This window comes from Exiguobacterium sp. s95 (assembly GCF_018618655.1).
Lineage (GTDB): Bacteria > Bacillota > Bacilli > Exiguobacteriales > Exiguobacteriaceae > Exiguobacterium_A > Exiguobacterium_A oxidotolerans.
This window is the reverse complement of sequence record NZ_JACSMM010000008.1, coordinates 67,421-92,779: the sequence shown is the minus strand read 5'-3', so window position 1 is coordinate 92,779 and position 25,359 is coordinate 67,421. Positions and strand designations below refer to the sequence as shown.

The 25,359-nt window shown below is 47.6% G+C and carries 25 protein-coding genes; 6 read left to right on the top strand and 19 right to left on the bottom strand.

Annotation, left to right across the window (positions count from 1 at the left end; translation table 11 throughout):
• Positions 1–8: 8 nt before the first annotated feature.
• From KNP99_RS12405 to KNP99_RS12380, 6 genes are read right to left on the bottom strand one after another with little or no spacing between them, the layout of a single operon-like run.
• A complete protein-coding gene (locus tag KNP99_RS12405; RefSeq protein WP_214846210.1) occupies positions 9–1,358 on the bottom strand; it encodes a phenylacetate--CoA ligase family protein in 1,350 nt (449 codons plus the stop codon).
• Positions 1,348–2,385: an NAD-dependent epimerase gene (locus KNP99_RS12400; RefSeq protein ID WP_214804267.1), complete on the bottom strand. Its 1,038-nt coding sequence runs from the start codon at positions 2,383–2,385 to the stop codon at positions 1,348–1,350. The genes KNP99_RS12405 and KNP99_RS12400 overlap by 11 nt, the downstream gene beginning before the upstream one ends.
• Complete coding sequence (locus KNP99_RS12395) at positions 2,375–3,667, bottom strand: hypothetical protein (RefSeq protein WP_215193292.1); 1,293 nt, start codon at positions 3,665–3,667, stop codon at positions 2,375–2,377. The genes KNP99_RS12400 and KNP99_RS12395 overlap by 11 nt, the downstream gene beginning before the upstream one ends.
• Positions 3,668–3,680: 13 nt before the next feature.
• Positions 3,681–4,943 carry an oligosaccharide flippase family protein gene (locus tag KNP99_RS12390; RefSeq protein WP_214767047.1) on the bottom strand — a complete coding sequence of 421 codons (1,263 nt, stop codon included), beginning with the start codon at positions 4,941–4,943 and terminating at the stop codon, positions 3,681–3,683.
• Between the two features lie 12 nt (positions 4,944–4,955).
• Complete coding sequence (locus KNP99_RS12385) at positions 4,956–6,818, bottom strand: polysaccharide biosynthesis protein (protein WP_088837887.1); 1,863 nt, start codon at positions 6,816–6,818, stop codon at positions 4,956–4,958.
• 21 nt (positions 6,819–6,839) lie between these two features.
• Positions 6,840–7,481 (bottom strand): YveK family protein, encoded by a 642-nt coding sequence (locus KNP99_RS12380; RefSeq protein ID WP_251133099.1) that lies wholly within the window; start codon positions 7,479–7,481, stop codon positions 6,840–6,842.
• A gap of 334 nt (positions 7,482–7,815) precedes the next feature.
• Between KNP99_RS12380 and KNP99_RS12375 the strand changes: the two genes are divergently transcribed.
• Together KNP99_RS12375 and KNP99_RS12370 are read left to right on the top strand one after the other, a co-directional pair.
• Positions 7,816–9,105, top strand: coding sequence for an O-antigen ligase family protein (locus KNP99_RS12375; protein WP_251133095.1), 1,290 nt, complete (start codon positions 7,816–7,818; stop codon positions 9,103–9,105).
• Positions 9,106–9,136: 31 nt separating this feature from the next.
• Complete coding sequence (locus KNP99_RS12370) at positions 9,137–9,895, top strand: homing endonuclease associated repeat-containing protein (RefSeq protein ID WP_029331624.1); 759 nt, start codon at positions 9,137–9,139, stop codon at positions 9,893–9,895.
• Between the two features lie 359 nt (positions 9,896–10,254).
• Here the strand turns inward: KNP99_RS12370 and KNP99_RS12365 are convergent, their stop codons facing one another.
• Complete coding sequence (locus KNP99_RS12365; protein WP_214767041.1) at positions 10,255–11,247, bottom strand: ATP-grasp domain-containing protein; 993 nt, start codon at positions 11,245–11,247, stop codon at positions 10,255–10,257.
• 91 nt (positions 11,248–11,338) lie between these two features.
• The gene (locus KNP99_RS12360) at positions 11,339–11,836 is read right to left on the bottom strand and encodes a VanZ family protein (protein WP_214767039.1); all 498 of its coding nucleotides are present in this window, start codon (positions 11,834–11,836) and stop codon (positions 11,339–11,341) included.
• A gap of 339 nt (positions 11,837–12,175) precedes the next feature.
• On the opposite strand from KNP99_RS12360, the gene KNP99_RS12355 reads away from it, so the two are divergent.
• The gene (locus KNP99_RS12355; protein WP_214767037.1) at positions 12,176–12,595 is read left to right on the top strand and encodes a helix-turn-helix domain-containing protein; all 420 of its coding nucleotides are present in this window, start codon (positions 12,176–12,178) and stop codon (positions 12,593–12,595) included.
• Between the two features lie 61 nt (positions 12,596–12,656).
• Here KNP99_RS12355 and KNP99_RS12350 read toward each other — a convergent pair whose 3' ends face one another.
• The 4 genes from KNP99_RS12350 to KNP99_RS12335 form a co-directional block, all read right to left on the bottom strand.
• Positions 12,657–12,974 (bottom strand): hypothetical protein, encoded by a 318-nt coding sequence (locus KNP99_RS12350; protein WP_088837893.1) that lies wholly within the window; start codon positions 12,972–12,974, stop codon positions 12,657–12,659.
• Positions 12,975–13,170: 196 nt separating this feature from the next.
• A complete protein-coding gene (locus KNP99_RS12345) occupies positions 13,171–13,914 on the bottom strand; it encodes a hypothetical protein (protein ID WP_088837894.1) in 744 nt (247 codons plus the stop codon).
• Positions 13,907–15,118, bottom strand: coding sequence for a hypothetical protein (locus KNP99_RS12340; RefSeq protein ID WP_215193291.1), 1,212 nt, complete (start codon positions 15,116–15,118; stop codon positions 13,907–13,909). Before KNP99_RS12340 ends, KNP99_RS12345 begins: the two co-directional genes overlap by 8 nt.
• An 87-nt stretch (positions 15,119–15,205) precedes the next feature.
• Positions 15,206–15,352: a hypothetical protein gene (locus tag KNP99_RS12335; RefSeq protein WP_157898498.1), complete on the bottom strand. Its 147-nt coding sequence runs from the start codon at positions 15,350–15,352 to the stop codon at positions 15,206–15,208.
• Positions 15,353–15,499: 147 nt separating this feature from the next.
• Here KNP99_RS12335 and KNP99_RS12330 point away from each other — a divergent pair, with 147 nt between their 5' ends.
• Positions 15,500–16,381, top strand: coding sequence for a helix-turn-helix domain-containing protein (locus KNP99_RS12330; protein ID WP_214804261.1), 882 nt, complete (start codon positions 15,500–15,502; stop codon positions 16,379–16,381).
• Between the two features lie 3 nt (positions 16,382–16,384).
• Here KNP99_RS12330 and KNP99_RS12325 read toward each other — a convergent pair whose 3' ends face one another.
• Together KNP99_RS12325 and KNP99_RS12320 are read right to left on the bottom strand one after the other, a co-directional pair.
• Entirely contained in the window at positions 16,385–16,891 is a 507-nt protein-coding gene (locus KNP99_RS12325) for a hypothetical protein (protein WP_215192934.1), read from the bottom strand.
• A 302-nt stretch (positions 16,892–17,193) separates the two neighbouring features.
• On the bottom strand, positions 17,194–17,367 hold the full coding sequence (locus KNP99_RS12320) for a hypothetical protein (protein ID WP_167331091.1): 174 nt from the start codon (positions 17,365–17,367) through the stop codon (positions 17,194–17,196).
• 129 nt (positions 17,368–17,496) lie between these two features.
• Between KNP99_RS12320 and KNP99_RS12315 the strand changes: the two genes are divergently transcribed.
• Positions 17,497–18,078 carry an LOG family protein gene (locus KNP99_RS12315; protein WP_088837898.1) on the top strand — a complete coding sequence of 194 codons (582 nt, stop codon included), beginning with the start codon at positions 17,497–17,499 and terminating at the stop codon, positions 18,076–18,078.
• A gap of 44 nt (positions 18,079–18,122) precedes the next feature.
• Here KNP99_RS12315 and galU read toward each other — a convergent pair whose 3' ends face one another.
• The 4 genes from galU to KNP99_RS15445 form a co-directional block, all read right to left on the bottom strand.
• Positions 18,123–19,001, bottom strand: a complete 879-nt coding sequence (galU, locus tag KNP99_RS12310) for a UTP--glucose-1-phosphate uridylyltransferase GalU (RefSeq protein WP_215193290.1) — start codon at positions 18,999–19,001, stop codon at positions 18,123–18,125.
• A 133-nt stretch (positions 19,002–19,134) separates the two neighbouring features.
• On the bottom strand, positions 19,135–20,088 hold the full coding sequence (locus KNP99_RS12305; protein WP_215193289.1) for an ABC transporter ATP-binding protein: 954 nt from the start codon (positions 20,086–20,088) through the stop codon (positions 19,135–19,137).
• Between the two features lie 15 nt (positions 20,089–20,103).
• Positions 20,104–20,913, bottom strand: coding sequence for an ABC transporter permease (locus tag KNP99_RS12300; RefSeq protein ID WP_088837901.1), 810 nt, complete (start codon positions 20,911–20,913; stop codon positions 20,104–20,106).
• 313 nt (positions 20,914–21,226) lie between these two features.
• Positions 21,227–21,361, bottom strand: a complete 135-nt coding sequence (locus tag KNP99_RS15445) for a hypothetical protein (protein WP_255407413.1) — start codon at positions 21,359–21,361, stop codon at positions 21,227–21,229.
• 373 nt (positions 21,362–21,734) lie between these two features.
• On the opposite strand from KNP99_RS15445, the gene KNP99_RS12295 reads away from it, so the two are divergent.
• A complete protein-coding gene (locus KNP99_RS12295) occupies positions 21,735–23,831 on the top strand; it encodes a 5'-nucleotidase C-terminal domain-containing protein (RefSeq protein WP_215193288.1) in 2,097 nt (698 codons plus the stop codon).
• Between the two features lie 53 nt (positions 23,832–23,884).
• Here KNP99_RS12295 and KNP99_RS12290 read toward each other — a convergent pair whose 3' ends face one another.
• Positions 23,885–25,306 carry an ankyrin repeat domain-containing protein gene (locus KNP99_RS12290; RefSeq protein ID WP_251133094.1) on the bottom strand — a complete coding sequence of 474 codons (1,422 nt, stop codon included), beginning with the start codon at positions 25,304–25,306 and terminating at the stop codon, positions 23,885–23,887.
• Positions 25,307–25,359: the final 53 nt, after the last annotated feature.

The following is a 25,359-nucleotide window of genomic DNA, read 5'->3' as shown; positions in this document are numbered from 1 at the left end:
GACTCCTCCTATTTCATCGACTGTTTGATGATCAATGTTTTTCCATTCGGTTCTTGTTTAACTTGTTCGACGGACTCGAGCGTAATCAACATATCCGGTCCAAGCAATTTGCGCATCTCGTTCAATAAAATCTTTTCATGTTTCGGTTGGAAACGCTGATTGTCTGGAATGTAACGCAGTGTGACACGATTGAATGCGTATTGTTCGACTTGAAGTCGTAAGACCGAGTTTGGTAATTCGCGGGCAATTGTCGTAATATCACCTTCAAAGACTTTGCCCCGCTTCTCACTGACGATGAAACTTGTCCCCCGTCCGTCTATCGAGGCGATGACCGGTCCGTTCAATCCACATCCACATGTCTCATGACTGAGGGTCATGCGGTCACCAATCCGGTAACGGATCAGCGGGGTCCCGCGTGTCGTAAAACACGTCACGACGACTTCACCATCCGGTCCGTATGGTTCGATGATGCCTGTTTCGTGGTGCAGGTGCAGCTTCCGGTGCGTGCATTCAGAAATGATCGGAGCGCCTTCTGACGAACCGTATTGATCGAAGACTGGTGCGACGAATGCCTCCTCAAGAATCGATCGCATTTCTTCTGTCACTGTTTCTGACGTCGGAAAGATGGCAACGATTTTGAAATCGAGTCGAATCTTATTTTTGAGTAAATAACGGGCGATTTCGACCATTGCCGTCGGCGTCCCGTCTAATGCGACTGGTCGGAAACGATTCAATTCCTCGATATAGGCGGGAAAGTTTTCTTCTTTCATATGAAAAATCGAGAGCAGCAATTGATTGAGCGGACGATTCATCCGCCAAAAGATCGGCTTTTTCTGATCGACTGCCGTCAAGGTCCGTCCTGTGAAACTAGCCCGTGGCATCCCGCCGTAAAACCCGTGCTGTTCCTTAAAGTAATCGAGATGTGCCATTCGTTCTTGAATGTCCTCGCGCATGAAAGCAACCTGGAGTGACTTCCCGCTCGTTCCGCCTGTCCGTCCTCGGACAGGCGCGTCGACTTCCGACATGAATTCGTCGTTTTGCTGCCGTAACGTTTCTTTTTCAAGGACCGGAATCAGCGCCAACTGATCGAGTGACGTCAGCGGAAGTTTTATGTCGAGCTGTCGAAACAGCTCCCGGTAGTACGGGGTATGTTGTTGCACGAACAAGAGAAACGCATTCAAACGTTCAAGTTGTTCGACGCGATAGTCAAGCGACCGGTCTTTTTCGCGTAATTGCATCAGTTTTTGTTCATAACGGGCCCCGTACCGTTCATGCATCAGCTTTTTGCCATAAATGGATGTCAAAATATTCTGAATAAATATCGGAGACTTATAATAAAGATCTTCCTTAAGCGCCATCTTGGACCTCCTCCTTCAGCTGGTAATGACGTTCATACCAATCGATGAATGCATTGACGCCAGCTTCGACCGTCGTCCGTGGCCGGTAACCGATCGTCTCGAATAACGACGTGACGTCAGCGAAGCTTTCCGGGACGTCTCCTGCCTGGAGCGGCATACCATGTTTGATCGCCGTCTTCCCGAGCCGCCGTTCGATCAAGGCGACGAATTCGTTCAGGCGGATCGGACTGTGACTGCCGATGTTGAAGACCCGGTATGGAACGAAGCTCCGGTCTGGCTGTGGCGCCGCTTTATCAAAGGACGGATCAGCGACCGGCTCTGTCTGTAACAACCGATAGATGCTCTCGATGATGTCGTCGACATAGGTGAAGTCGCGTCCCATCTCACCGTAGTTGTATAAATCAATCGGTTGACCGTTCGCGATTGCTTCCGTGAATTTGAACAACGCCATATCCGGGCGTCCCCACGGACCATAGACGCTGAAGAATCGAAGCCCCGTCGTTTTGATGCCGTATAGACTGCTGTAGGTGTGGGCCATCAACTCGTTCGCTTTTTTGGAAGCGGCATAGAGACTGAGCGGATGGTCGACCGCGTCCGTCACGGCGAAAGGCATCTTCGTGTTCGAGCCGTAAACGGAACTGGAAGAGGCATAGACGAGTTGTTCGACCGGATGATGACGACAGGCTTCGAGAATCGACAGGAAGCCGACGATGTTCGATGTGATATAGACGTCCGGTCGATCGATGCTGTAGCGGACACCCGCTTGTGCTGCGAGATGAAGCACGAGATCAATCTGTTCCTTCGCGAAGATGGCGTCGACGGCTGCTGTATCCTCGAGCGATACACGATAAAAGGTATAGCGTCTCGGATCGAGTTCGACTAAGCGCGCCTCTTTCAACGCCGGGTCGTAGTAATCGTTGACTTCGTCGAGTCCGATGACACGGTACCCTTCCGCTAAAAATCGACGAGCGGCATGAAACCCGATAAACCCTGCGATACCGGTGATTAAAATCGTTTTATTCTGCACGTTGTTCGACCTCCTCAAAGTGGTGAAGCGCCTGGTAGCGAATATAATGAATCGATGTGTAGACGATCAGGAGCATCGGAAACAATTTGTAGCGGTGACGGATTGCCGTTCCGACGTTTCCTGTCCCAAGACCAAAGATGAGTGCATTGACGATGAAGAGGAACAACATGAACAATAAAACAGCAGCGTAAGGATGGTGTTTCAAATAGCGGAAGTGCCGGATTGTCAGTGCGAACAGCAGGAGATAAACGGCGGCGTCGAAGAAGAAGATGGCGATGTTCGTCACACTGGACCATTGCCACGGGAACGGTGAGAAGAGGAAATAGATCATCCGAAGCGGTGAATAGAGAATCATGTCAAGTGGTCCCGTGACAGTCAACCCGTTCAAGTAAGCCGATCCACCACGGTCATAACTCATCCCGCTAAACAATTGACCGTTTTCCGAGACGTGTGTGAATTTTGCGAACAAGACATCCTGAAAACTGTAGACGATGAAGCCGACGATCAGGACTTGCATGACCAACCGCTGTACTTTGGAAGCTTCGAAATCCATCCGACCGGTCGCATGATTATAAAAGGAGAAATAAACCAATAAGACGACGATTCCAATCGCGAGACCGGAATGGAAAATCGTACTGACGAAGTAAGCGAGGTAGGCCAGTGCCAAGGAAGTACCCGACTTATCCATCGTCCAGCGCACCATGTAATAGAGCGTATAGACAATACCGAGTGCGACGAGTTGATCGCGTAACAGGATCGGCGAAAGCAACAATCCTTGGGCGAAGAAGGCAAATAACAGCGTCGACAGGAACACGACCCGCATCGGCAGACCGAGCAGCCGAAGCGTTTTCGCGAGAATGACGACGGCGACGACGCCGAGGATGACGTTAAAGTATTGTGCCAAGATCCGTTCAGGTCCGAATGCAAGATAGAAGATGCCGAGGAACTTCGAGTAACTTCCGCGAACGACTTCGTTGAACATCGCTGGATCGAGATAGATTTGCAGCCCTTCGAGATGGAACGCCTCCGTATCATCCCCACTGTGTGGCGGGAGCCGAAACAGCTCAAGATCGACGAACATCAATCCGAGACGCACGATGAAGGCGGTGACGAAGACGAGAAATAATGGCGTCGTCTCCGAGTTTTTGAGCAAATACCAGAGCATCAAGATGGAATTGCCGACTAGCATCAACGTGATATAACTTTCCGGTGTCGAAAAGAGCGGCCGCAACAGTTGACTGAGCAATGCTTCGATGATCAGCAGAATGAGGATTGGCCGCATCTTTTTCCCTCCTTTAGCTACTTTGTTCAATCGCGAGCGGCAAGTTCCGCGGATAGAGCGCCCGGTAGAGCGCTGGCACCAACAAGACGATTTGCGTGACGGCGCATAACGCATAAGCCGTCGTCGCACCGTATAACCCATACAGTGGAATCAAGAAACTGCAGGCAATCAGATTGACGGCGACACTTCCGAAAATCGCAAGCGTCTGGATGCGAAATTGCTGGAATCCCGTTAGTAACGCTTGGATGACGGTCGAATTATAGAAAAAGAGCGAAGCGACCATCATCAAGACGAAAATCGTATGGTACTGCACGAATGAAGCATTGTAGAAAATCGTCAACCCCCACTTTCCGAAGAAGATGGCACCGATGATCAACAGGACACCGACCGCGTTTGTCATCAGCAGCATCGAGCGTGTCAGCTTTCGGAGTGCCGGGAGACTTTGTCGTTCGCCCGTCTCTGACGAAAAATTCGGTAAGAGCACGGCGACGAGCGAGTGGATGAACAAGCTACCTAAAACGAGTAAGTAAGCGATACTCGCGTAGTAACCGAGTTCTTCCGTCCCGATGGTTTGACCGACGAAGAGACGCGGGATGTTGGCATTCAAGGCAACGAGTAAGGCAACAAATCCGAGCGGGACGGCCTTGAAAAACAATTGCCGGCCCGTTTGGTAGCGATCGCTCATCGTGATATTTTCAAACCCTTGTCCAATCCGGCGGACGGTCGGTAAATCGTAGATGATCAGCATGATTAAGTTCCCAGCAATCATCGCGAGGACGAATCCGTGAATCGAATGGGTCGTAAAGAGAATCAAGGCTGCACCCGAGACGTTGATCAGACTTCTGAAAATCTTCGATAAGGCGACTTCTTTGAACGCCATGTGTCCTTGGAGGAAGCCGTACGAGAGATCGGCGAACGATTCCATGTATTTATTGAGATAAACGAGTAACGTCAACAGTAAGATATCCGCTTTACCGAAGAAATAATAGACGATCAGTAAGACGAACACACCGAGCGTCAAGAGGAAGAACCGTGTTTTGATGAAAAGCGTGAAGTTCTTCAGCCCGGCCCGTTCCGCCGTCAAAATCGTGCTGGCATTGAGCCAACAGAACATGACGATCGGGGCCGTCAAGGCGAGAGCGTAATTGAAATAACCGATGTTGAGTGGCGTGCTCCATTTGATTAAGAGCGTCAAAATCATCCATTGGTGTAAGGAATAGGCCGTATCGGCAATGAAAATCAAGTTAAAGCGTGATAACTGCCGCGGTGCTTTCATTTATCTCACCTCTCATTCTCGCGCGATCCGGACGACTTCTGGCATCGCGACCGGGCGGCTGTCATTCGTCGCACCGAGCAGGTACGTCCGAAGCGCCTCTTCATCGTCGAGGCAACGATTGATTTCCCGAAGATACGGTTCGACGGAGCCGAAGGGCCGGGTCTTCCCAACTAGAATTTTCTCGAAAACCCGTTCCTCATGGACTTCTTCTTCTGCGAGTAACTCCTCATAAAGCTTCTCGCCTTTTCGAATGCCACTGTAGACGATCGGAATCTGTTCTTCCGTAAAACCGCTCAAGTGAATCAAATTTTTCGCAAGCGTCGTGATGTTGACCGGTTTTCCCATGTCGAGGACGAAGACTTCTCCTCCGCTTGCGAGGACGCTTGCTTGGATGACGAGCCGACTCGCTTCCGGAATCGTCATGAAGTACCGGGTCATCGCCGGGTCCGTCACGGTGATCGGTCCGCCTTTTGCGATTTGTTCCTTGAAGAGCGGGATGACGGAACCACGGCTGCCGAGTACATTTCCGAAACGGACGACGGCGAACGTCGTTTCACTGTTGCGGGCGATTTGCTGGATGACCATCTCGGCAATCCGTTTTGTCGCCCCCATCACGCTCGTCGGATTGACGGCCTTATCGGTCGAGATCATGACGAATCGTTTGACGTGTGCTGCTTCCGCCGCGAGCGCGACGTTGCGTGTCCCGTAAATATTATTTTTGACAGCTTCGCGTGGATTATCTTCCATCAACGGGACGTGCTTATGGGCTGCCGCATGATAGACGAGATCTGGTTCGAACCGTCCCATGACTTCATTCAGTCGTTCTAAATCCTGAACGTCCGCGATGACGGAATGAAGGACCGTACCATCGGTCATACATTCGAGCTCCCGGCGAATCAAGTAGATGCTGTTCTCGCCATGTCCGAGGAGGATGAGCCGGTCGGGCTTAAATTTAATCAACTGGCGACAAATCTCTGAGCCAATCGATCCACCGGCTCCCGTCACGAGGACGGTCGCCCCGCTGACGCTTCGTTCGATTTCCGTGATGTCGAGTTCGACCGGTTCACGACCGAGCAAGTCAGCGATGGAGACTTCGCGGATTTGATTGATTGATACTTTTCCTGATGCCAGTTCGACGAGCATCGGTAACGTGTGGGCTTCGACCTTCGTCTGTTTGATGCGATTGAGTAAAGCGACCCGCTCCGTATAGGATAAGGAAGGAATCGCGAGCACGACCGCTTCGATTTTCTGTTCTTCGATGATGAATTCGAGCTGCTCGATTGTTCCGATGACGGGGACGCCGTGGATGCGCATCCCTTTGAGTTCTGCGAGATCGTCGAGTAAACCAACGACGTTCAAGATGTGCGCTTTTTTCTGCTTTAACTCTTTCGTAATCATCTGTCCGGAAGCTCCGGCACCGATGATTAACGTACGTTTACCGAGCGTCCGGTCCCGTTTCAGTTGAAGCGTCCGTCCGCGAATCGCTAAGCGGACAAATAAGATACCGTTTAGGACAAGTCCCGTTTGCAGGAAGACGGCGCGCTCGACGGCGAAGTCGAACAAGGCATACTCGAGTCCGAGTAAGACAAAGCTGCTGGCGACGACGACAAACAGGAGGACACCTAAATCCCTCAGACTCGCATAACGCCAAACGATTTGATAAAAGCGCATCCAGTGGGCGACGAGTGTTAGGGCGACCCATTGAATCAATGCGATTTCAATCGCATTCCGTAAATCGAACTGGACGGTCAGGTGAAGGGGATTGAAGAAGTAGAAGGTGACGACGGTTGCGGCGGCGATGATCAGTGCGTCGACCCCGCGTAAAAGTCCGATTTTCATATGGCGACGATACTGATGCAATGGTGGTGCTTGCATGACTGCTCCTCCTTCCCCGAATCATGAGTGTGGACGGCTGACGGCTTGTGGATAGGGTGCATCATCTTTCGTTGATTCAGTTGCTGACTTCTTTCCTAGTACACGGGAATAGACGATTAGTAAGCCGAACATCAACCCGAGTACACCGCCGATTGCCGTGTTCATCAAGATGTTCGGAGACATCGGTTTCGTCGGAATCCGTGCCGTCGAGAAAACTTCCGTACTGCTCGTATCAATCAACTGAGGCAGGTAATCTTGGAACACTTCTGTCATCGTGTTCGCTTGGATGGCAGCTTGTTCAGCTGATCCATCTGTAATGGATAAGGCGATGACTTGAGAATCAAGGTTACTCGACACCGTCAAGCGATCGGTTAAATCGAATAGACGCTTATCGGTCACACCCATCTTTTGGGCGACTTGATCGACGACTTCCGGACTCCGAAGAATATCTTGATAGGTACTGACGAGTGACGTCGAGGAAGTCGTGTCACTACTCTTTTGCGGTACGACGAGGATGTAAGCTGTTGCTTCATACGTAGGTTTAATGACGTACGTGCTGATCAGGTAACCGGCACCCGCAAACAAGATGGCACAGACGATGAGGATCCACCAACCCTTTTTCAATGTCATCAAGTGGTCTGCAAATGTTCTTTTTTGATGCATGGTATTCACATGGTTCACCCCTTTCTTACCTTGAACGTCGGAGGGTCATTGGTTATGACTTCACCTTATTTCCAAACGACTACCAAAACAATTAGAGCTTGGTGGAAATGATTAGTTTTTTTTCAGTAGTCGTTGTGCATGCGTATCATTACATCATCGAAAAATATCGTTTCACGAAAAAAAGACGATTCACAGAAAAATAATCGTCGTTCCTTCAAAAATATTCATCTTATCCGCATAAATATCGTTTATTTACGGGTAAATACCAATTTGATGATTAAAAAGTCACATAATCGGTAATAAGTCCTATATGAAGGGTGGATAGACTTTAGAAATGATGTTAAAATCCGTCAATATACCCGAGTCAATTGCCTTATTCATCCTATTGCTATTTGTGACGATTGATTTGTGGACGCGTCCGTTACGCTTTACGGATGAAGTCTTACCGGAGCATTGGAACGTCGTGACCGTCTTTTTATACCCGTTACTCTTTCTCATTTTTTATATCGTGTCCCGTCCGTTATACTTTCCGTTTCGGTCTCGTTCGCATCGACTCATCCTCGTCTTTTTGAGTTATTTGACATTACACACTGTCTTGTTTTTCTCTCGTCCCGCGACGGATGCACCTTTTTCACTCTTCTTTCTTTTGACGACATGGATGTTTCTGATCATCGTCCTATCACTCTCTTCTCCGCTTTTCACTCACTGGCACCGGTTCTTATTTCTCATCCTCTTTTATCAGGCACTATTTTTAGCGAGTTACGCCCTGCTCGTCTCGTTTGGACAATCCTACATCCCAATCGACAACTTGCAGTGGTTACGGATTGGTCCGATCGCGCTTCCACAACTCTATGTCGGGGAGCAAGGTAGCTTTCTACGCTTAGCCAGCTTGACGAACAATCCGAACGCATTTGCTGCTTGGCTTGTTCCTGGTGGATTGATTGCTTGGATTGCGGTCCTCCGTTCCATCACGACGAGTGCCTGGCGCCGTCTCTTCTTCTTTGGCGTTTCGCTGGCATTGATATGCGGAGGGCTGTTGGCAAGTGCTTCGCAAACGGGCATTTATTCTTTTTTTCTACTCACTTTATTGACGACCGTTCTATTGTTACCTTCGCGGCGACTACGTCTTCAGGTCAGCGCCTGTTACATCACCGGAATCGCAATTGTGTTTGGCGCCCTGTCGCTAAAGCCGGGACTCCTCCTCCATTTAGTCAGTTTGAATGGTCGCCTTGATCTTTGGCAGGCGGGACTCGCAGCTTCAGCAGATCGCTTTTGGGTCGGTCATGGTTTCGGCGCCGCAACGACCGGCTTATTTGAGCAATTGGGAGAAGAGACCCTTTACACGTTTCACAGTACGCCGATCGTTTTCCTCTATGAGTTCGGCATCATCGGGTTACTCCTCTACGTGTTATGTTTTAGTTTCATCTTGTTTCGTTTAATTCGGAATTATCGTTTTGACGACGTCGAGTCGCTCACACTTCTACTGCTCATCTTCTGGTTGTTGTTGCTTCAGTTTACAGAAAGCATCCTGATTCGACCGGGCGGCTTTTATTTCATCTGGCTCAGTCTACTCGCATACGCGACATTCCGTCGCGACACACTAACAGACAGTACCCACACCTAGACGAACACCTACACGAAAGGGGTATGACATCATGAAGAAATGGACAGAACAACAAGTGATCGATAGTTTGGTCGAGGCAAGTCTTGCCTCACCTGCGTTAGACGCTAAAACATATGCCCGCTGGTCCAGTACTAAAGAAGTACCTTCGATCACGACGATCATCAACGTCTTCGGTTCATGGCGCGAAGCATTGCATGCAGCAGGACTTTCATCGATTCGTCCCTACTTTTCCGATGAAGAAATCTTGACGTTCATCAAAGAAGCCTCGAACCGCCTTCATCCGTTTCATAGCAACAGTTATCGTGAATGGGCGAAAGCGAAACAGGGTCCTTCCTTAACGTTAATCAACCTTCGTTTCGGGTCATGGTCACGGGCCCTTGAGGAAGCACATATCGAGATGACACGCTCCGTCTGCATGACGGAAGAACGCATCATCAATGCGCTCCTCGAAGCATCGGACGTCCTCCCGCGTCTGACGACCCAAACCTATTCGATTTGGGCGCAAGAAAATGGGCATCCGACGGTCGCGACGATTGCCCGAAAATACGGCTCGTGGGTCGATGCCCTCGCGTGCCTCGATATCGCGCCTCCCCGCCGGAAATGGGTCGAAGAAGATGTGCTCAACGCCTTAAAACAAGCGCAAGCTGAACTTCCTTCCTTCAGCATCATCCATTACCGGAAGTGGGCTGAAGGAAAATCTGTCCCGAGCACTTCGACGATCAATGCCCTCTTCGGAAGCTGGACGTCCGCTGTTCAATGCCTCAAGCGTTCCCGTGTCTCGCTCTCATAATTCCATTTAAAAACGGGGCTGGATCAAAAGAGATCAAAGCTTTCGTATGTATAACGTAGAGACGCATCAAGACATCAGGAACGAGAAAAGACGCATCAAGACATCAGGAACGAGAAAAGACGCATCGAAAACGCCGATGGCTCCGTAGGAAAAACGGAAACATCGGCGTTTTATTTTATATGCGGGACGGAACACGCGTTTAAATATCTGCATGAATTTTCTTCCTTACGGCACAGCTCAAAGATTCGCTTTCAGCATGCTCACGCTTATGACGCGTGAACATGCGATATCGAGATACAATCAGTTCGCGCTTCCATCACTAAGATTTCGGAACGACGTAGGAGCCATCCTCCGTCTTTTTAGTATTTCGTTTGTTCAAACTGTGCAGCCGATACGAGCGTCAGCGTATCGTGCTTCATCATGTAAAGGTTTTCCTGATAGTGACCGATATCCGGTTGATTGACGAGCCCGCATAAATTGCGCCAGACTTGAGTGGGGAAGTTGACACCACATGCATAGGCATGGGGATACCCGCCGCCGAAGCGGGGATTGATTTCCGATAAGTAGAGCGTTCCGTCGACATCGAAAATATCGAAATCGAGCGGACCGACCAGTCCAGAACCGGCGAGGACGTGCTCGACGAGTTCGAATACATCGGTCCGGAGGACGGAGCGACTTTTATCCGTCTCTCCGGCTCGCATCGCCAATTTTTCTTTGATGAAGATGGACGTGACTTCATGAGACAGTAGATCGACGTAGACATCGACGCCGAGTTCAGGCCCATCAAGAAATTCCTGCACGATTAAGCCGGGGCTCTGTTCAAATAATCGTTCGACTTCTTCTAATGTCTCGACGCGTCTTACGGCGATACTCGCACTCCCATTGCGTGGCTTGACGAAGACTGGAAAACCAACTTCCTTGAGTGCGACCGCTTCACGAAACGACGTGAGGGCATGATACGTTTTCGCATGCGGGATACCTTGTAAGGTACAGTGCTCGAACATCGCGTACTTATCAAAACAAAGCAGACACGACGATGGCGGAGAAACGATGACCGTGACACCGATTGCTGCAAACCGTTCCGTCGCTGTCGCGAGCAACTCGAGTTCAGGGTCGATTAACGACAACAATGCCGTCACCTGCTCGCGTTGACACAATTCTAATAAATGATCGATGTAATCCGGCTGATCAATCTTCGGGACGATATGGTAGTTCGGTGCCATATAGAGTGCCGGTGCAAGTGGATTACAGTCTGCCACGCTGACCGCCCCCTCCTGAAACTCCTGAACGAAGTATTCGACCAGCTTCGCACGACGACCTGCACTCGTAATCAACAGATGAGGTCTCTTCATGTTGTCCGCTCCTTTTATAAGTTATTCCTAAAGGATTCGCTTTTGCTAGACAAGATTCCTTCCAAAAAAACGTTGAACTGAGACAAAAGTCTCAAGACAGTCTAATCAGTTGCTCCGCTCGACGTTTTCTCCGAATGAATCGATACAATACAATACCAATTAACGCACCTGTACCATCTAATAAGACATCCTGAATCAACCCGGTTCGTCCGCCTGTTACAATTTGATGGAATTCATCAAAGACAGCAATCGTGATTGCCAACGTATAGGCGAATAAACCGGCTAGTACATAGGGACGCAACAAGCGAACGGTCAAGTCGACCAAGGCAAATCCGAGTACCATGAAAATCGATAAGTGCGCTGCTTTTCGAATAAAGAATTCGACAAAACCGGATGCACCAAGCGCTTCAACACTGACTTCTCCGTGATAATCAAATGAGATGAAGCGAAACGCCTCCACAAAGTCCAAATTAAAATAACGGGACAGCCCGGGCTTTAACGATTGCTCTTCATACGGCATCGAACTCGAAATAAATAAAATAATTAGAATAGCCAAGGTGATGTAACCGGACCAAGGGATTTTACGCATATAACTCGTCCTCCTTATTCAACACGCTTCTAGAATACCATGAGTTCTTCTTGAATTTCTCAGTTAATCAATGGAACCCACACTGTTTAGACATCCTTTTAGTTACATAATTATGTAATTTGAATTACTAAAAAACTTTTTTTTACATTTGATAGGTTTGCGCTATAGTCGAAGTGGTTATTTAGTACTATAGCAGTACCGTTAAAAGTAGGATTTGAGCTTCACAAACCATAAGCTTTATCATTAGCTGCTCTACCGATAAATCGATTACATTCTAAAAAAGGAGGTGAAGGATGTCCCTCTCCTGACTAACGTCTTGAGCGTCTGACAACCTATAACATGAACCGAGCTCTCGGGAAAAAAATCATGCAACTACGAAAACAGCACAAGTATACACAAAAGTATCTCGCTGAGCGATGCGGTGAATCGACGACCTCGATTTCTGCCTATGAACGCGGACAACGGATGCCAAGCACGCAATCACTTGAACGGCTCGCCATCGCCCTCAATACGACTGTCATTGATTTGGTTGATCCAGAGCACGTCCAGCATCCGACCCTTAGTGATTTTATGAGCCAATCGCTCGAACCATCGAAACCAATCGACTTTAAGCTTGTCCTTGAAGATATACTCGTTCACCTTACACTCTCGAATGAAGTTTACTTTAACGGTCGGTTACTATCACATGAAGTCCGTGAAGAGATGGCTGCCTCTGTCAATCAAGCCCTACAGCAAGGTCTCGAATCAATCGAAGTCTAAAAAACACGATGAGAAGTAGACAGGAACTATTCCCGTGCACTTCTCATCGTGTTTTTTTAGTTCAATCCGGTTTGACGATATGATGAATGTATAATGTTTCCTCTTCATATGTGGCTTCTAACAAACGACTAAAAAAAGAAGACTCTTTACTCTTTTCCGCAAGAAAAACCCGCTCGAACTTTTGGTGGGCTTGTTCAACGAAGCTAAATTTTAGTTCCCGCTCCTTCGATTTAAACGTCAAATATGTGCCGATTTGACCGAATGCATCCGGAAAGGTTTGCTCTTCCATGAATTGAAACGTTTCTTCCGGAAATAAGGTAGAGATGAATTCAAAACAGCTGGCTTGTATAGTCCGTGATTGTGCCATTTTTTTATCCATAACGTATTGATCCTCCGAATTTCATGATGGCTGCCCCTAAGTGATGAACTAGTTTAAATAATACCCTGACTTTAGACCCATTCAAACTAATATTTAAAATATTTTTTTAATCATTCTTCATTAAAAAGTCTAATCCGTACTTTAATCCTTAAACAAAAACAAGGGAGCAGATTATTAATCTGCCCCCTGGTGAAATTCATCCTAATTTATCAAATTCTAAGATGTGTACGGTTTTCCCTGCATATAGAGTACGTCCTGCATATTTCGATAGTTTCGCGAATTCAAAGAGAGTGGTTGGTTCATAGAGATGCTCGACAGCATAACTGACTTTCTCATCCTGATCAGATTTCAGATAAAGATTTAGTATCAACCGCTCCCCCTCCACCTTCTGTCCATAGAATAGAGCACAGTCCTTTACACGTTTTGAAGCGATTGGTTGCGTCTGTTGCTTTAAATGCTTGGCATTATGAACATTCACTAACAGTTGACCATCTGTCGTCAGAAGCTGGCGGATGTTTCGGAAAAATAACAGTAATTCGCCGCGTGAATACCGGGCAACCGTCGTCCCAGGCAAAATCAGCTTCTCAAATGCTTCATACCCGACAGCGTCGATTAAATCATAACTAAGACCGTATACTTTATGCATAAACCGTGAAGAAATTCCATTCAATCGGCCGGCTTCCGGTTCGACGAGATACAAATCATATCCTTCCTCAGATAACGTGTTGAACAAGCCCGGATCAAACGTTCCATAAACGAGGACACGGTCATTCCGATTTAAATACCGGCGATAAAATGTCAATTCATCGATTTCTGCCAGTTGCATCGTTTCCTGATGCAGACGCATGAAACGGTTATCTGCGTTGAAATCATCGAGCACGGTCACTCTCGAATAACTTCCTTTTCGTGAAAATGGTCCAAAGAGTGGTACGTCACCCATGATACATCAACTCCTTATAGGCTTGAATGACTGTTTCATAATCAGAACCGAGGCGTTCCGGCAATACATCGAACCGGTCTTTTTGATCGGCTTCCAAAATCCATAAAAAGACTTCATCTGTTTCAAACAGCTGGTTCGTCGTCAGTTCGAACACGAATGCCCCTTCGCGATTTTGAATGCCAATCATCGTCAAGGGACCGAGCTTTCCGGGCGTCCGAGGTAAATCCAACTGGGTATATGGAGTGACAAACTGACTTTCGGTCAAGAAGGCCGAGGCCAGCTGATACAGTAAAGGATACAATGCGAGTTGAAGGTGTGGCGCGATCGGTGCGAATGTCTCCCGTTGACGATGACGCAACTGACAAATATCAATCTCTTCAAGCCCGCTCAAGCAGATTTGTTTTCCGTAATCTGCACAGACGCCGTCTTTAAAAATAAATAGCCGATGAGACACGGTCATCCCGGTGAGTGTCGCATAATCGAGAATCCCCATATAGTGTCCCGGGTTCGGTACGCGGCTCGTCGTCTGCCACGTTTCGAAGGCAGCTTCTATTGCCGTTCGACTGACGACGGCAAGGTGTGCCTTGATGTCGAACGACAGGGTATCCGAGAAGGCGACCAGGACCGGAACGCGGCTCATCAGTTCAATGACCGGTAAATCGTGCCGTGTCGGTTGGTCGATGTACAGTAAGCTGTTGATCGTCATCTGATCGAATAGTGCCGGATTGATGGAATTCAGTAGACTCGTCTCTTCTGCGTAAATATGCCGGAGTGGTTGCGGATGCCGGGACGTCGCGTCCGGATAGACACCTGTGAATAAAGACATCAAGGCATCTTGTAAGGCAATCGGTTGTGAGTCAGCGAGCGGTTCTTCGAACGGTACCGTGATACCGTCTAAAAAATACGGATCCCCAAACAAAACGTCCCCCCGGTCATTAATCAAATGAAACTGGACATGCAGCATCCGTTGTTGAAGATAGGCGACGAGTCGCATCGTCCGTTCGCCGCTCCCCCGAAGAATGAACAAATAGTGTTCAAATTCTTGAAAATCCATATAATCCAGTAAATCAAGAAACGTGTGCACATTGTAATCGTAATGATCGAACGAAAAACGATGCGACTGACAAAAAGCGATGAAGTCCGCTGTCGGTTCAAGCTGGTGGAGCCAGCCTTCACTCTCAGCGAGTACAGTAAGTCCAATCATGTTCATTCTCCTTTCATCTGAGTGTGTAAAAAAATGGCTTCAAACCGTAACGAACGGAATGAAGCCACGCCGTTAATGGACGTTTTTTTAAGATGTTTTAGTGCGACGTTTCGTCACCGGTTTGACGCGTTCCATCTCCCGACTAGCCAAGGGTGCGACCGTAACCGTAGAAGCGTTTAAACACCAGCCACAAGATGAAATCGTACGTCGCGATTCTTTAAAAATGAGATTCATAGGAAATACCCCTTTCTTCCGTTTAGAATGGATAATCAAAATCGTTGACGAATTATCACAGTAAAAAGTTGGTTTTGTCCGGGCATCACTTCTATAATAAGGAGATAGACACGTAGTCGAATCCACTTGATAGAAAGGACCGAACCCATGGATCAATTCACGTCACCCCAGATTGGCCTCGCCCTTCGCCGTCTTCGCAAGAAGCATAACTTGACGCAGAAGGATCTAGCGAACGGGATTTGTAGCCAAGCGGAGATCAGTAAGATTGAGAGCGGCACACATTCACCGACGGTTGATTTGTTGTTTGCGTTATCTCGGAGATTACAAGTTCCGATTACCGTTTTTTTAGATCATACCGAACAATATAATTCTTTAAGAACTCTAGATGACTCATTACTCATGAAGTTTAGAAATCTCGAATACGAAATTATTTTCAATGAATCGAAAGAAAAACTAAACAAGTACTCACTTTCAGAAGAAGTCACGCTACTTTACAAATATTACTTTCACCTATGTGCCTATAGACTAGAAAAAATCGATTATCGAACATGCATCGTTGAACTGCAAAAACTTTCTGAAGTATATTCAACGATGTATTATTCTCCTAAAATGCTCATTCGTTTAAAATCTGCAATCGCAACACTTTATTATGAAAATAAAAACTTCAAACGAGGAATAGCAGTTTATAAAGATTTACTAATGCTAAATTTTGATAACGATGAATTAATGATTGACAGAATAAGGATTCTATACAATTTTTCTAAAATGTTGTTAGACATGAATCAAATCTCAAAAGCTTTAACATATATAGAAGAAGGTATATTCGATAGTTTAAGATTCAAAGATATGTCTTTATTAGGTCAATTATTATTTCAGAAAGCATCTGCACTGGAATTTAGCAATGCAGATCTTACTGAAATAAAAGATGCTTATACAAAAGCATATTTACTTTTTGATTTACTAGGAATGAAAGAGTACAAAGAAATTATTTTATTAAATAAACTAAGCTACATTCAAATTAATAGGTAACTTTTAAACAGTGTATTTATAAGAGAATTCTGTTGGTAGGTTGTTTCCCGCCACATCACGCTTCACTGAGAATTCTGTCGGTAGGTTGTTTCCTGCCACGTCACGCTTCACTGAGAATTCTGTCGGTAGGTTGTTTCCCGCCACGTCACGCTTCACTGAGAATTCGGTCGGTAGATTGTTGATCGCTACGTCACGCTTCACTGAGAATTCTGTCGGTAGGTTGTTTCCCGCCACATCACGCTTCACTGAGAATTCTGTCGGTAGGTTGTTTCCTGCCACGTCACGCTTCACTGAGAATTCTGTCGGTAGGTTGTTTCCCGCCACGTCACGCTTCACTGAGAATTCTGTCGGTAGGTTGTTTCCTGCCACGTCACGCTTCACTGAGAATTCTGTCGGTAGGTTGTTTCCTGCTACGTCTACTTTATTTAAAGAACCAATTGATCCTAATCCGATTGAAGCAGTTAAAGTAAGTGCGCCAACAACAAGACCTAATTTATTTTTCAAGTTCATGATTAATGACCTCCTAATATTTTTATATGGCTTATTGATATCATCATATAACCTTAGACCCCCTCCAAATATTCGAATACGAATATTATGCGTATTTTGCACATTATTTACAATTCTCATTACTTTAGTCGCGGGTCATACGTCCCGAAAGTTGTGCAATTTTTACATTTAATCCACCTTTGTGTCGGAAATATGTATAAAAATAGATTTTTTAGAATATTCCTTCATACCTATTGTGTTCTTGATCCATCAAAAAAAAGCGGTCTCCCTGACTGAAACATCCAGCCAGGGAGATCGCTTGTTCATTTAGAAGATCGACGCAGTGTAATGAAATATCCTACCCCTAACAGCAGAATCACGCCTAATAAAATCGTACTGATCGTCGTCCGTGTCGGTGATTCCGGTATAAAAATGCCGAGCAGTAAATTAATTGCGGCAATGATCAGTACAAGCCAGACAATTGTTTTAGGTCTCACTGGTGTCCCCTCCATTCTAATGGCGTCATCAATGTAAAGTTCCCGCTAAGAAGACGAGGTCGCTTTTCAATTTCCCGCGGCGATATGGTATGTTGAGAAAAGACCAGTCTTGAAGGAGGAACGATTGTCATGAAAAAACTCGCTGTGTTTTGTGGCTCAAAAGATGGAGCATCACCGCTTTTCAAGGAAGCCGCCGCGACGCTCGGCACGGTGCTTGCGAAACAGGATTACGGACTCGTGTATGGTGGTTCGCGTGTCGGAACGATGGGTGCCGTCGCAGATGCCATTTTATCCGCGAACGGACAAGCCATCGGTGTGTTACCACACTTTTTACAGGAAAAAGAAATCGCTCATCCGAACCTGACAGAACTCCACCTCGTCGACTCGATGCATGACCGAAAAGCAAAGATGGCGGAACTTGCGGACGGGTTTATCATCTTACCAGGCGGTCCCGGAACGATGGAAGAATTTTTCGAAGTCTTCACGTGGGCCCAGCTCGGTCTCCATGAAAAACCGTGCGGCATCTTGAACATCGACGGGTACTACGATTCCCTCATCGCGTTGTTCAAGCAGATGGAAACCCAAGGATTCATCATCCCCGAGCATGCAGCGATGCTGCTCGTCGAGTCAACACCTGAAGCCTTACTCGAGCGTTTTCGTCAATACGAAGCCCCTCACGTCAAGTCCTACTTGAATACGGATCAAACGTAAACAATCTTAATCACAGTTTAAAAGAGGGGGTTCCCCCTCTTTTTTTAAGCTTCCCACTCCGCGACGTACTTCTTCAGCAATGCTTTGACATCCTCTTGAATCTCTTCGTCCTTCAGCGCGAAGGCAAGCGTCGTCTCGACGTACCCCATCTTTTCGCCGACATCAAACCGTTCTCCTTTGATGTCATACGCATAGACGTCCTCGATTCCATTCAAGTGTTCAATCGCATCCGTCAATTGAATCTCGCCCCCTGAACCCGCCTGTTGCGTCTCCAAGTACGTAAAGATCGCCGGTGTCAAAATGTATCGCCCGATGATTGCCATGTTCGACGGCGCTGTACCTTGCGGCGGTTTTTCGACGAATTGCCGGACGTGGTACCGATTCCCGATTTGTTCAATCGGATCAATGATCCCGTAGCGATGTGTATGCTCCGCTGCAACTTGTTGAACGCCGATGACGGAAGACGCTGTCGTCTCATACTGATCCATCAACTGTTTGAGACCGGGACGTTCTGCGACGATCAAATCATCACCAAGTAAGACGGCGAATGGTTCATTCCCAATGAAATGACGGGCACTCCAAATCGCATGTCCAAGACCTTTAGGTTCCTTTTGCCGGATATAATGGATTTCTGCCATCGTCGTCGAGGCGTCGACTTCTTTCAATAGCTCGAGCTTCCCTTTTTGCCGTAATATGTTTTCGAGTTCCGGTGCATGATCGAAGTGGTCTTCGATTGCCCGTTTATTTCGTCCCGAGACGATGATGATTTGTTCGATTCCTGAAGCAACGGCCTCCTCGACGATGTACTGAATCGTCGGCTTCGTCAAAATCGGAAGCATTTCTTTTGGCATCGCTTTCGTCGCCGGCAGGAAACGTGTTCCGAGTCCCGCTGCCGGAATGATGGCTTTTCGAATCTTCTGCATCCCGCGCCCTCCCTTATGCTGAATCGTCTAACGCTGTACTGTCCGTTGTACTACTTCTTTTTTTGATTCGCGTTTCCCTGTTTCCTCGACAAAAAAGACCAGTGACACAAAACGTATCACTGGTCGTTGGTGTTTAAAATAAGTTGGCGATTGCGTCAGTCAGTGATGCAAATGATGGCGTTTCATCGATGACCATCACACTGCCGGCTGCGAGTACGAGCAACCCGAGTCCGGACAAGATCCAGCCTGGATGTTTGACCGTATCTTCAGCATCGACGTTCTGCTTACGCGGTGTCGCGTTTTCTGCTTGTTCCTTTAAGCGATCTTTGCGGTACTGGTGTTGCTCGTCTTTCGACAGTTTCTTGTATGACGTCAAAAACTGCTTATACTGCGGCACGACTTCTTTTGTCGTCCCGTCGAGTTTGACTTGACCGTACTCGAGCCAGATGACACGTTCACAGAAGTTGCGAATCTGTGACAATGAGTGGCTGACGAAGATGATTGTCTTGCCTTCGTCCTTGAATTCATTCATCTTATCGATACACCGGTTATAGAACGTTTGGTCCCCGACCGATAACGCTTCATCGACGATCAAGATATCGGCATCGACGTTGACAGCGATCGCGAAGCCGAGACGCGACTTCATCCCGCTCGAATATTTTTTAATCGGTTGGTCGATGAAGTCCCCGATGTCCGCAAAATCGATGATGCCGGGCATCCGGCGGTCGATTTCTGCGTCGTCCATCCCGAGCATCAAACATTTGAGCCGGATGTTCTCGCGCCCCGTTAAGACACTCTTCAGTCCTTGCGAGACGGCGATGATCGCGACTTCACCATTGATTTCGACATCGCCTTCGTTCGCATAGATGATACCGGAGATCAAGTTCGATAGCGTCGACTTACCGGAACCATTGATGCCGACGAGACCGACGACTTCTCCTGATCCGATGTCGAGCGTGACGTCACGGAGTGCCGTGAACGTTTTCACGCTCTTGCTTTTATTTTTGAATAACAACTTAAATTTTTCTTTCGTCGTCGTAACCATGTCAAACCGTTTCGTGACATGTTCGAGTTTTATCATAGACATAGCGATTTCCTTCCCTTAAACAAGCTCGGTGAATGATTTACGGAACTTAATGTGTAAGTAAGTTCCGGCTGTGAACAATAGAAGCGTCACGCTCCAGAAGTAAAGTCCCGTCGGCCATTCCTGCCAGACCCAGGCGCCGCCCAGTAAACTCGACCGGTAGCCTTCGACTAGGTAGAAGACCGGGTTGAGACGAAGCAGACCATGTAAGACGTCCGGGAATCGTTCAATGTTCCACAGAATCGGTGTTAAATAAAAGAGCATCCGCATCATCGATTGTAAAAAGAGTTGAATGTCTTTGACGAGCGTAATCAATGTCGAGAAACAAAGTGAGAACGCGTAGACGAAGATGTACGTCGCCGCCATGTAGTACGGCAACTGGAGCAGCTTCCACGTCATCGGGATTCCGTTCAGCAAGATGACGACGAAGACGATCAATAACATCGCGAAATGCTGGTACATCCGCGACAAGATGACATACGACGGAATCGCACTCATCGGGAAACGCATCTTCGTCACCATCGCGAGCCGGTTGTTGATCGAGTTCGAACCCCGGAGTAACGCGTCATTGATGAAGAACCAGACGACGATCCCGCAAAGAAGCCAGACAATGAACGGCGTGTCGCCATCCACGTTCTTGTTGCCTTTCAGACCGACACCAAACACGAACCAGTAAATAAAGATTTGTAATCCGGGATTGAGCAGCTCCCACAACAGACCGAGCCGTTGCTCCGCATGCGCCGATTTGATTTCGTACCGTGCCAGGCGCCGAATCAGTGGAAAATTCTCCACTTGTTCGCGGATGATGTTTTTCATTTCTTTCAACATAAGTTAAGTTCCTTCCGATCCGTAGAGGTACATGTATTTTAGTTCAGTTACTTCCAGTCAAAAATGACGGATTCGATTCGCGATCGTTTCAAACGAATGCGATCCGTTAGCAGTGCCTCTCGCCTGCCCGATTCGATTATCCCCCCCTCTCTGCTTGCACAAATCTTTCATATTAAAAGTCGTCGATAACGACCATACACTTAGTCAATTCTAGCCATCGTTAAAAATCGTGTCAATGTATTGAGGAAACCGACACTAAACTGTAGCTTTCTAAACGACAAAAAAACTGCCCTCATCGATGTCCTGGGACACGTCACGGAGACAGCTCAAAATCAATTACATGCATACTACCAATCGTCGTCGGAGGTGAAGATAATCCCCATCCGAGTAAGGCAATCATCAAACAGAGGATCAAAACGACTAAACTTCCTCGAATCGCTTCATTCATTTTCAGTTGATCATCCTTTCACACGTTAGTCCATTACTTTATATGATACAAGAGAGAGGCACTAAAAACTACAAGCAAATTATCAAAAAATGGGAATGACACATAAATTTCTTGCAGTTTTTTATTTCCTTTTGAATCAATCCGACATATAATGAAAGCGTTATCATTTGTTTTTCACTCACTTTTTCAGTGTCTGCAGTCTAACAAGCAAACCTCTCCAATCGGTTGTCCCGTCGTCCGACCTAAGAATTTACGTTTTTTACAAAACATTATCCGCACAGTGCTTTCTAAAACACTTATAGTAGAAGAAGAGGTCAACGATCGCATTTTGACCTTGCATTCATATACCCACTTTGAAGGAGGATTTTTACGTATGTACAAATCAAAACCGCTTTACGCGGCAGCTGTCGCTGTCGCCTTGACGACATCGGCAATCGTGCCGGTTGCGCAAACTACTGTTTCTGCTGCAACCCATGTCAAAGTCAAAACGGTCAAACTCAAGTCACTCGTCTTCAAGAAAGGTGCCCCGGTTAAATTACCTGCTACATACAAGGGCGAAAAAATCACGTGGAAGAAGTATGACCGTCACATCTTTAACCGTTTCCAAACGGTAAAAGGGACATACGGGAAGAAAAAATCACCAATCGAAGTGAAGATTTATGTCCAAAACTATGCCGTCAAGTTCGTCGAGAGCGTGAAAGAACAGACGATCTACGTCGGTGAAAAACCGGTCTTACCGAAAACACTAGCTGTTCTTTACGCTACAGGCCGTGTCTATGACAAACCGGTCCATTGGACAAAAGTCGATACAGATGAAGCAGGCGTCAAATACGCGGTCGCAAAATACACACGTCTCGGTAAAACAATCACACTCAAAGCAAAAATCAATGTCCTCGACGTCAACAAGGATGATTTTTCAATCGGTTTACTCCACACAAATGACACACACGCGAACCTCGACAAAGCAGCGAAACGTGCAACTGTCATCAAGGAGCTCCGTGCGAGCTACAAAGCAGCCGGCAAACCGTCACTCTTACTTGACGCAGGAGATGTTTTCTCAGGCTCACTCTACTTCAATAAATTCCGTGGTCAAGCCGACCTCGAGTTGATGAACTACATGAAATACGATTTGATGACGTTCGGTAACCATGAGTTCGATCTCGGGGATCAGGACAACCATCAAGCCCTTCAGGATTTCGTTACGAACGCGAAGTTCCCGTTCATCTCGGCGAACGTCGATTTCAGCAAAAACGAACTGCTTGCGGGACTCCAATCGAAAACAATCACAGCTGGTCCTGACAAAGGACGGATTTACCAAGGTGTGATTAAAGAATACAAAGGACAAAAAATCGGCTTCTTCGGGTTAACGACAGAAGAGACTGCGGAAATCTCAAGTCCGGGTACGGTCGCTTTCGCGAACTACATCGAGAGCGCAAAAACAGCCGTCAAAAAACTTGAAGACCGTGGCGTCAATAAAATCGTCGCGTTGACACACATCGGTTTCGATGACAATGCTGCAGTCGACAATGATCAACTGCTCGCACGTAACGTTGACGGCATCGACGTCATCGTCGGAGGACACTCGCACTCGAAACTTGAAGCGCCAGTCGTCGTCGACGGAGAAGACGTTCCAGGTAAAACAGAACCGACAATCATCGCGCAAGCGTATCAATACGGTGATTTCCTCGGAAATCTCGATTTGACGTTCGACTACAAAGGGAAATTAACAGAGTACAACGGTTCGCTGATCGACGTCTCAAAAGCAGCAGAAGACGCGAAAGCTGCGGAGATCCTCAAACCATATGCGGATCAAATCGCTGAACTGAAAAACGAAGAAGTCGGGGCGAACATCGTCAATGAACTCACAAACCCGCGTGGCGAAGTCAGTGTGCGTAACAGCGAGACGGCACTCGGTAACTTGATCACAGACGGCATGCTCAAAAAAGCTAAAGAATACAACAAAGATGCTGTCATCGCGATGCAAAACGGTGGCGGTATCCGGGCAGCAATCAATGCCGGACCACTCACAGTCGGTGAAGTCTTAACGACACTCCCGTTCGGTAACACACTCGCGACTGCGAAAATGACAGGTGCAGAAATCAAGGACCTCCTTGAAATTAGCATCGGTGTCGCTCCAGTCGAAAACGGTGGGTTCCTCCATGTATCGGGCATGAAATTCGAGTACAACAGCAAAAATGTTAAGGGCGAACGTGTCACGAAGATGGAAGTCGACAACAACGGAACACTTGAAGCAATCGATCCTGCGAAGACGTACGTCATCGCGACGAATGCTTTCACTGCGAAGGGCGGCGACGGTCTCACACCATTCGCAACTGCTTATGCAGATGGACGCGTCACGGATCTCGGTCTCTCGGACTGGGAGAACCTCCGCGACTTCACAGCATCACTTAAAGAAGTCGATTACAAAATTGAAGGACGCATCGTCGATACAGCAACGATGCTCAAATAAGAGACAAGACACAACGAAAAGACGCTTTCCCTTCAACGGGAGAGCGTCTTTTTTCATAACGTTTGCGGTACATTTTGTTTCAGTAAAAGAATGATGTCGTCGAGTTCATATTCTTCCGCAAGCATTAACGGTGTATAGCCTTCCTCGTTCTTAATCGTCGGGTCGGCCCCTTTCTCAAGCAACAGCTTGACGGTCTGCTTGCCTTCACCTTCAACGGCATGGTGGAGCGGCGTATAGCCGTCCTCATCTTGCTGGTCAATTTTCTCACCTTGTTTCAAGTACAAGGCGACGAGTTCCTGATTGTTACTGTAGACGGCCGTGATAAACGGTCGCTCCCCGAAGTCGTTAATCGCATCGACGTCGCTGCCGGCTTTAATCAAAGCGTCAAACACACCTTCAAGCCCCTTACTCGACTTTCGGTATCCGAGGTAATGCAGGGCCGTATCACCGTCAGCATCGACGGCCTGCATATCACTCGTCGGTAACAGCTGTTCGATTTCCTCGAGCGTCCCCTTTTGAATCGCCGCCATCAGTTCCGTTTCACCTAAGTCCTGCTCGATTCCGGCTTCTTGTTCGACGAATGTCGTCAAGTCAGCAAACAGTTGCGGGACTTGTCGACCGACGACAGCAAGCCCGAAGAGCGCGACCAGCGTTCCGCTCATGACGAGCCCTCGGACGATCCAACGCATCGTCTGCCGATGTGCAGCATCGATTCCGGTCGCTTGTAGACGCCGTAAGACGTCCGGTTGCTTCCGAAACAGTTGTGCGATTTCTGTCGCGAGTGATGCCCTTGCTTGTTTTTCTGTTATGTAGACGTTCATATCAAGATTTTCCACTATCGTCCGACCGACCGTCGAACTGATGATGCCACGTACGGCAACGTCACGCGGGACCCGTCGAAGCGCCATCCGGTCGACCGTTTCCTCACAGGCACGTACATAGGCCGCGCGTAAAAAGGGCACCCAGCTTCCGAGCAGGAGGACAAGACGTTTTTCAAGATGATTCCGTTTGATGTGCGCGAGTTCTCGGATGATCAAAAATTCACCGGTATCGTCAAGCGACTGGTACGATGCCGGAAGCAACAGCGTATACTTTTGCAAAAAATAGACGATTCGTGGTGTCGTCAGCTGTGGATGGTCGATCAAATAGGTCTCCGGCATCCGCCAAAGTCCGAGTTTTTTCGCCTGATGCGCGACTCGGGATTGAAGATCGTAAAACAAGACCTCACTCACACGAACTTGTTCACTCCGTAACGCCGTCAGCTGGATCCACTTTCTCATCACAACCAGTCCGAGTACTACAACCACTCCACTTACTATCATCAGTCCAACCATCGGAAATTCGATGACGAGAACGAGTATGCCGCATGCCGTCACGATTGACGTCAGGAGCAACAACCAAAAATACACATGCTCGCGTCTTACAACCGGTTCCTTTTGACGGATTGATTGATTCGTTTCATTGATGTCGTGCATGGTCAGTCTTCGACCCCTTTCTTCACGAATGGCCTCTTCACCACTCTTCCCTA

Excerpts from the sequence above, each read along its gene's own strand:
- KNP99_RS12355 (WP_214767037.1), top strand. The coding sequence starts at position 12,176 with ATGAACCGAGCTCTCGGGAAAAAAATCATGCAACTACGAAAACAGCAC.
- KNP99_RS12290 (WP_251133094.1), bottom strand. The coding sequence starts at position 25,306 with ATGCACGACATCAATGAAACGAATCAATCAATCCGTCAAAAGGAACCG.
- KNP99_RS12360 (WP_214767039.1), bottom strand. The coding sequence starts at position 11,836 with ATGCGTAAAATCCCTTGGTCCGGTTACATCACCTTGGCTATTCTAATT.
- KNP99_RS12330 (WP_214804261.1), top strand. The coding sequence starts at position 15,500 with ATGGATCAATTCACGTCACCCCAGATTGGCCTCGCCCTTCGCCGTCTT.
- KNP99_RS12325 (WP_215192934.1), bottom strand. The coding sequence starts at position 16,891 with ATGAACTTGAAAAATAAATTAGGTCTTGTTGTTGGCGCACTTACTTTA.
- KNP99_RS12340 (WP_215193291.1), bottom strand. The coding sequence starts at position 15,118 with ATGATTGGACTTACTGTACTCGCTGAGAGTGAAGGCTGGCTCCACCAG.
- KNP99_RS12345 (WP_088837894.1), bottom strand. The coding sequence starts at position 13,914 with ATGGGTGACGTACCACTCTTTGGACCATTTTCACGAAAAGGAAGTTAT.
- KNP99_RS12380 (WP_251133099.1), bottom strand. The coding sequence starts at position 7,481 with ATGCATCAAAAAAGAACATTTGCAGACCACTTGATGACATTGAAAAAG.
- KNP99_RS12370 (WP_029331624.1), top strand. The coding sequence starts at position 9,137 with ATGAAGAAATGGACAGAACAACAAGTGATCGATAGTTTGGTCGAGGCA.
- KNP99_RS12335 (WP_157898498.1), bottom strand. The coding sequence starts at position 15,352 with ATGAATCTCATTTTTAAAGAATCGCGACGTACGATTTCATCTTGTGGC.
- KNP99_RS12350 (WP_088837893.1), bottom strand. The coding sequence starts at position 12,974 with ATGGATAAAAAAATGGCACAATCACGGACTATACAAGCCAGCTGTTTT.
- KNP99_RS12305 (WP_215193289.1), bottom strand. The coding sequence starts at position 20,088 with ATGTCTATGATAAAACTCGAACATGTCACGAAACGGTTTGACATGGTT.
- KNP99_RS12365 (WP_214767041.1), bottom strand. The coding sequence starts at position 11,247 with ATGAAGAGACCTCATCTGTTGATTACGAGTGCAGGTCGTCGTGCGAAG.
- KNP99_RS12405 (WP_214846210.1), bottom strand. The coding sequence starts at position 1,358 with ATGGCGCTTAAGGAAGATCTTTATTATAAGTCTCCGATATTTATTCAG.
- KNP99_RS12375 (WP_251133095.1), top strand. The coding sequence starts at position 7,816 with ATGATGTTAAAATCCGTCAATATACCCGAGTCAATTGCCTTATTCATC.
- KNP99_RS12300 (WP_088837901.1), bottom strand. The coding sequence starts at position 20,913 with ATGTTGAAAGAAATGAAAAACATCATCCGCGAACAAGTGGAGAATTTT.
- KNP99_RS12390 (WP_214767047.1), bottom strand. The coding sequence starts at position 4,943 with ATGAAAGCACCGCGGCAGTTATCACGCTTTAACTTGATTTTCATTGCC.
- KNP99_RS15445 (WP_255407413.1), bottom strand. The coding sequence starts at position 21,361 with ATGAATGAAGCGATTCGAGGAAGTTTAGTCGTTTTGATCCTCTGTTTG.
- KNP99_RS12315 (WP_088837898.1), top strand. The coding sequence starts at position 17,497 with ATGAAAAAACTCGCTGTGTTTTGTGGCTCAAAAGATGGAGCATCACCG.
- KNP99_RS12295 (WP_215193288.1), top strand. The coding sequence starts at position 21,735 with ATGTACAAATCAAAACCGCTTTACGCGGCAGCTGTCGCTGTCGCCTTG.
- galU (WP_215193290.1), bottom strand. The coding sequence starts at position 19,001 with ATGCAGAAGATTCGAAAAGCCATCATTCCGGCAGCGGGACTCGGAACA.
- KNP99_RS12385 (WP_088837887.1), bottom strand. The coding sequence starts at position 6,818 with ATGCAAGCACCACCATTGCATCAGTATCGTCGCCATATGAAAATCGGA.
- KNP99_RS12395 (WP_215193292.1), bottom strand. The coding sequence starts at position 3,667 with ATGCGGCCAATCCTCATTCTGCTGATCATCGAAGCATTGCTCAGTCAA.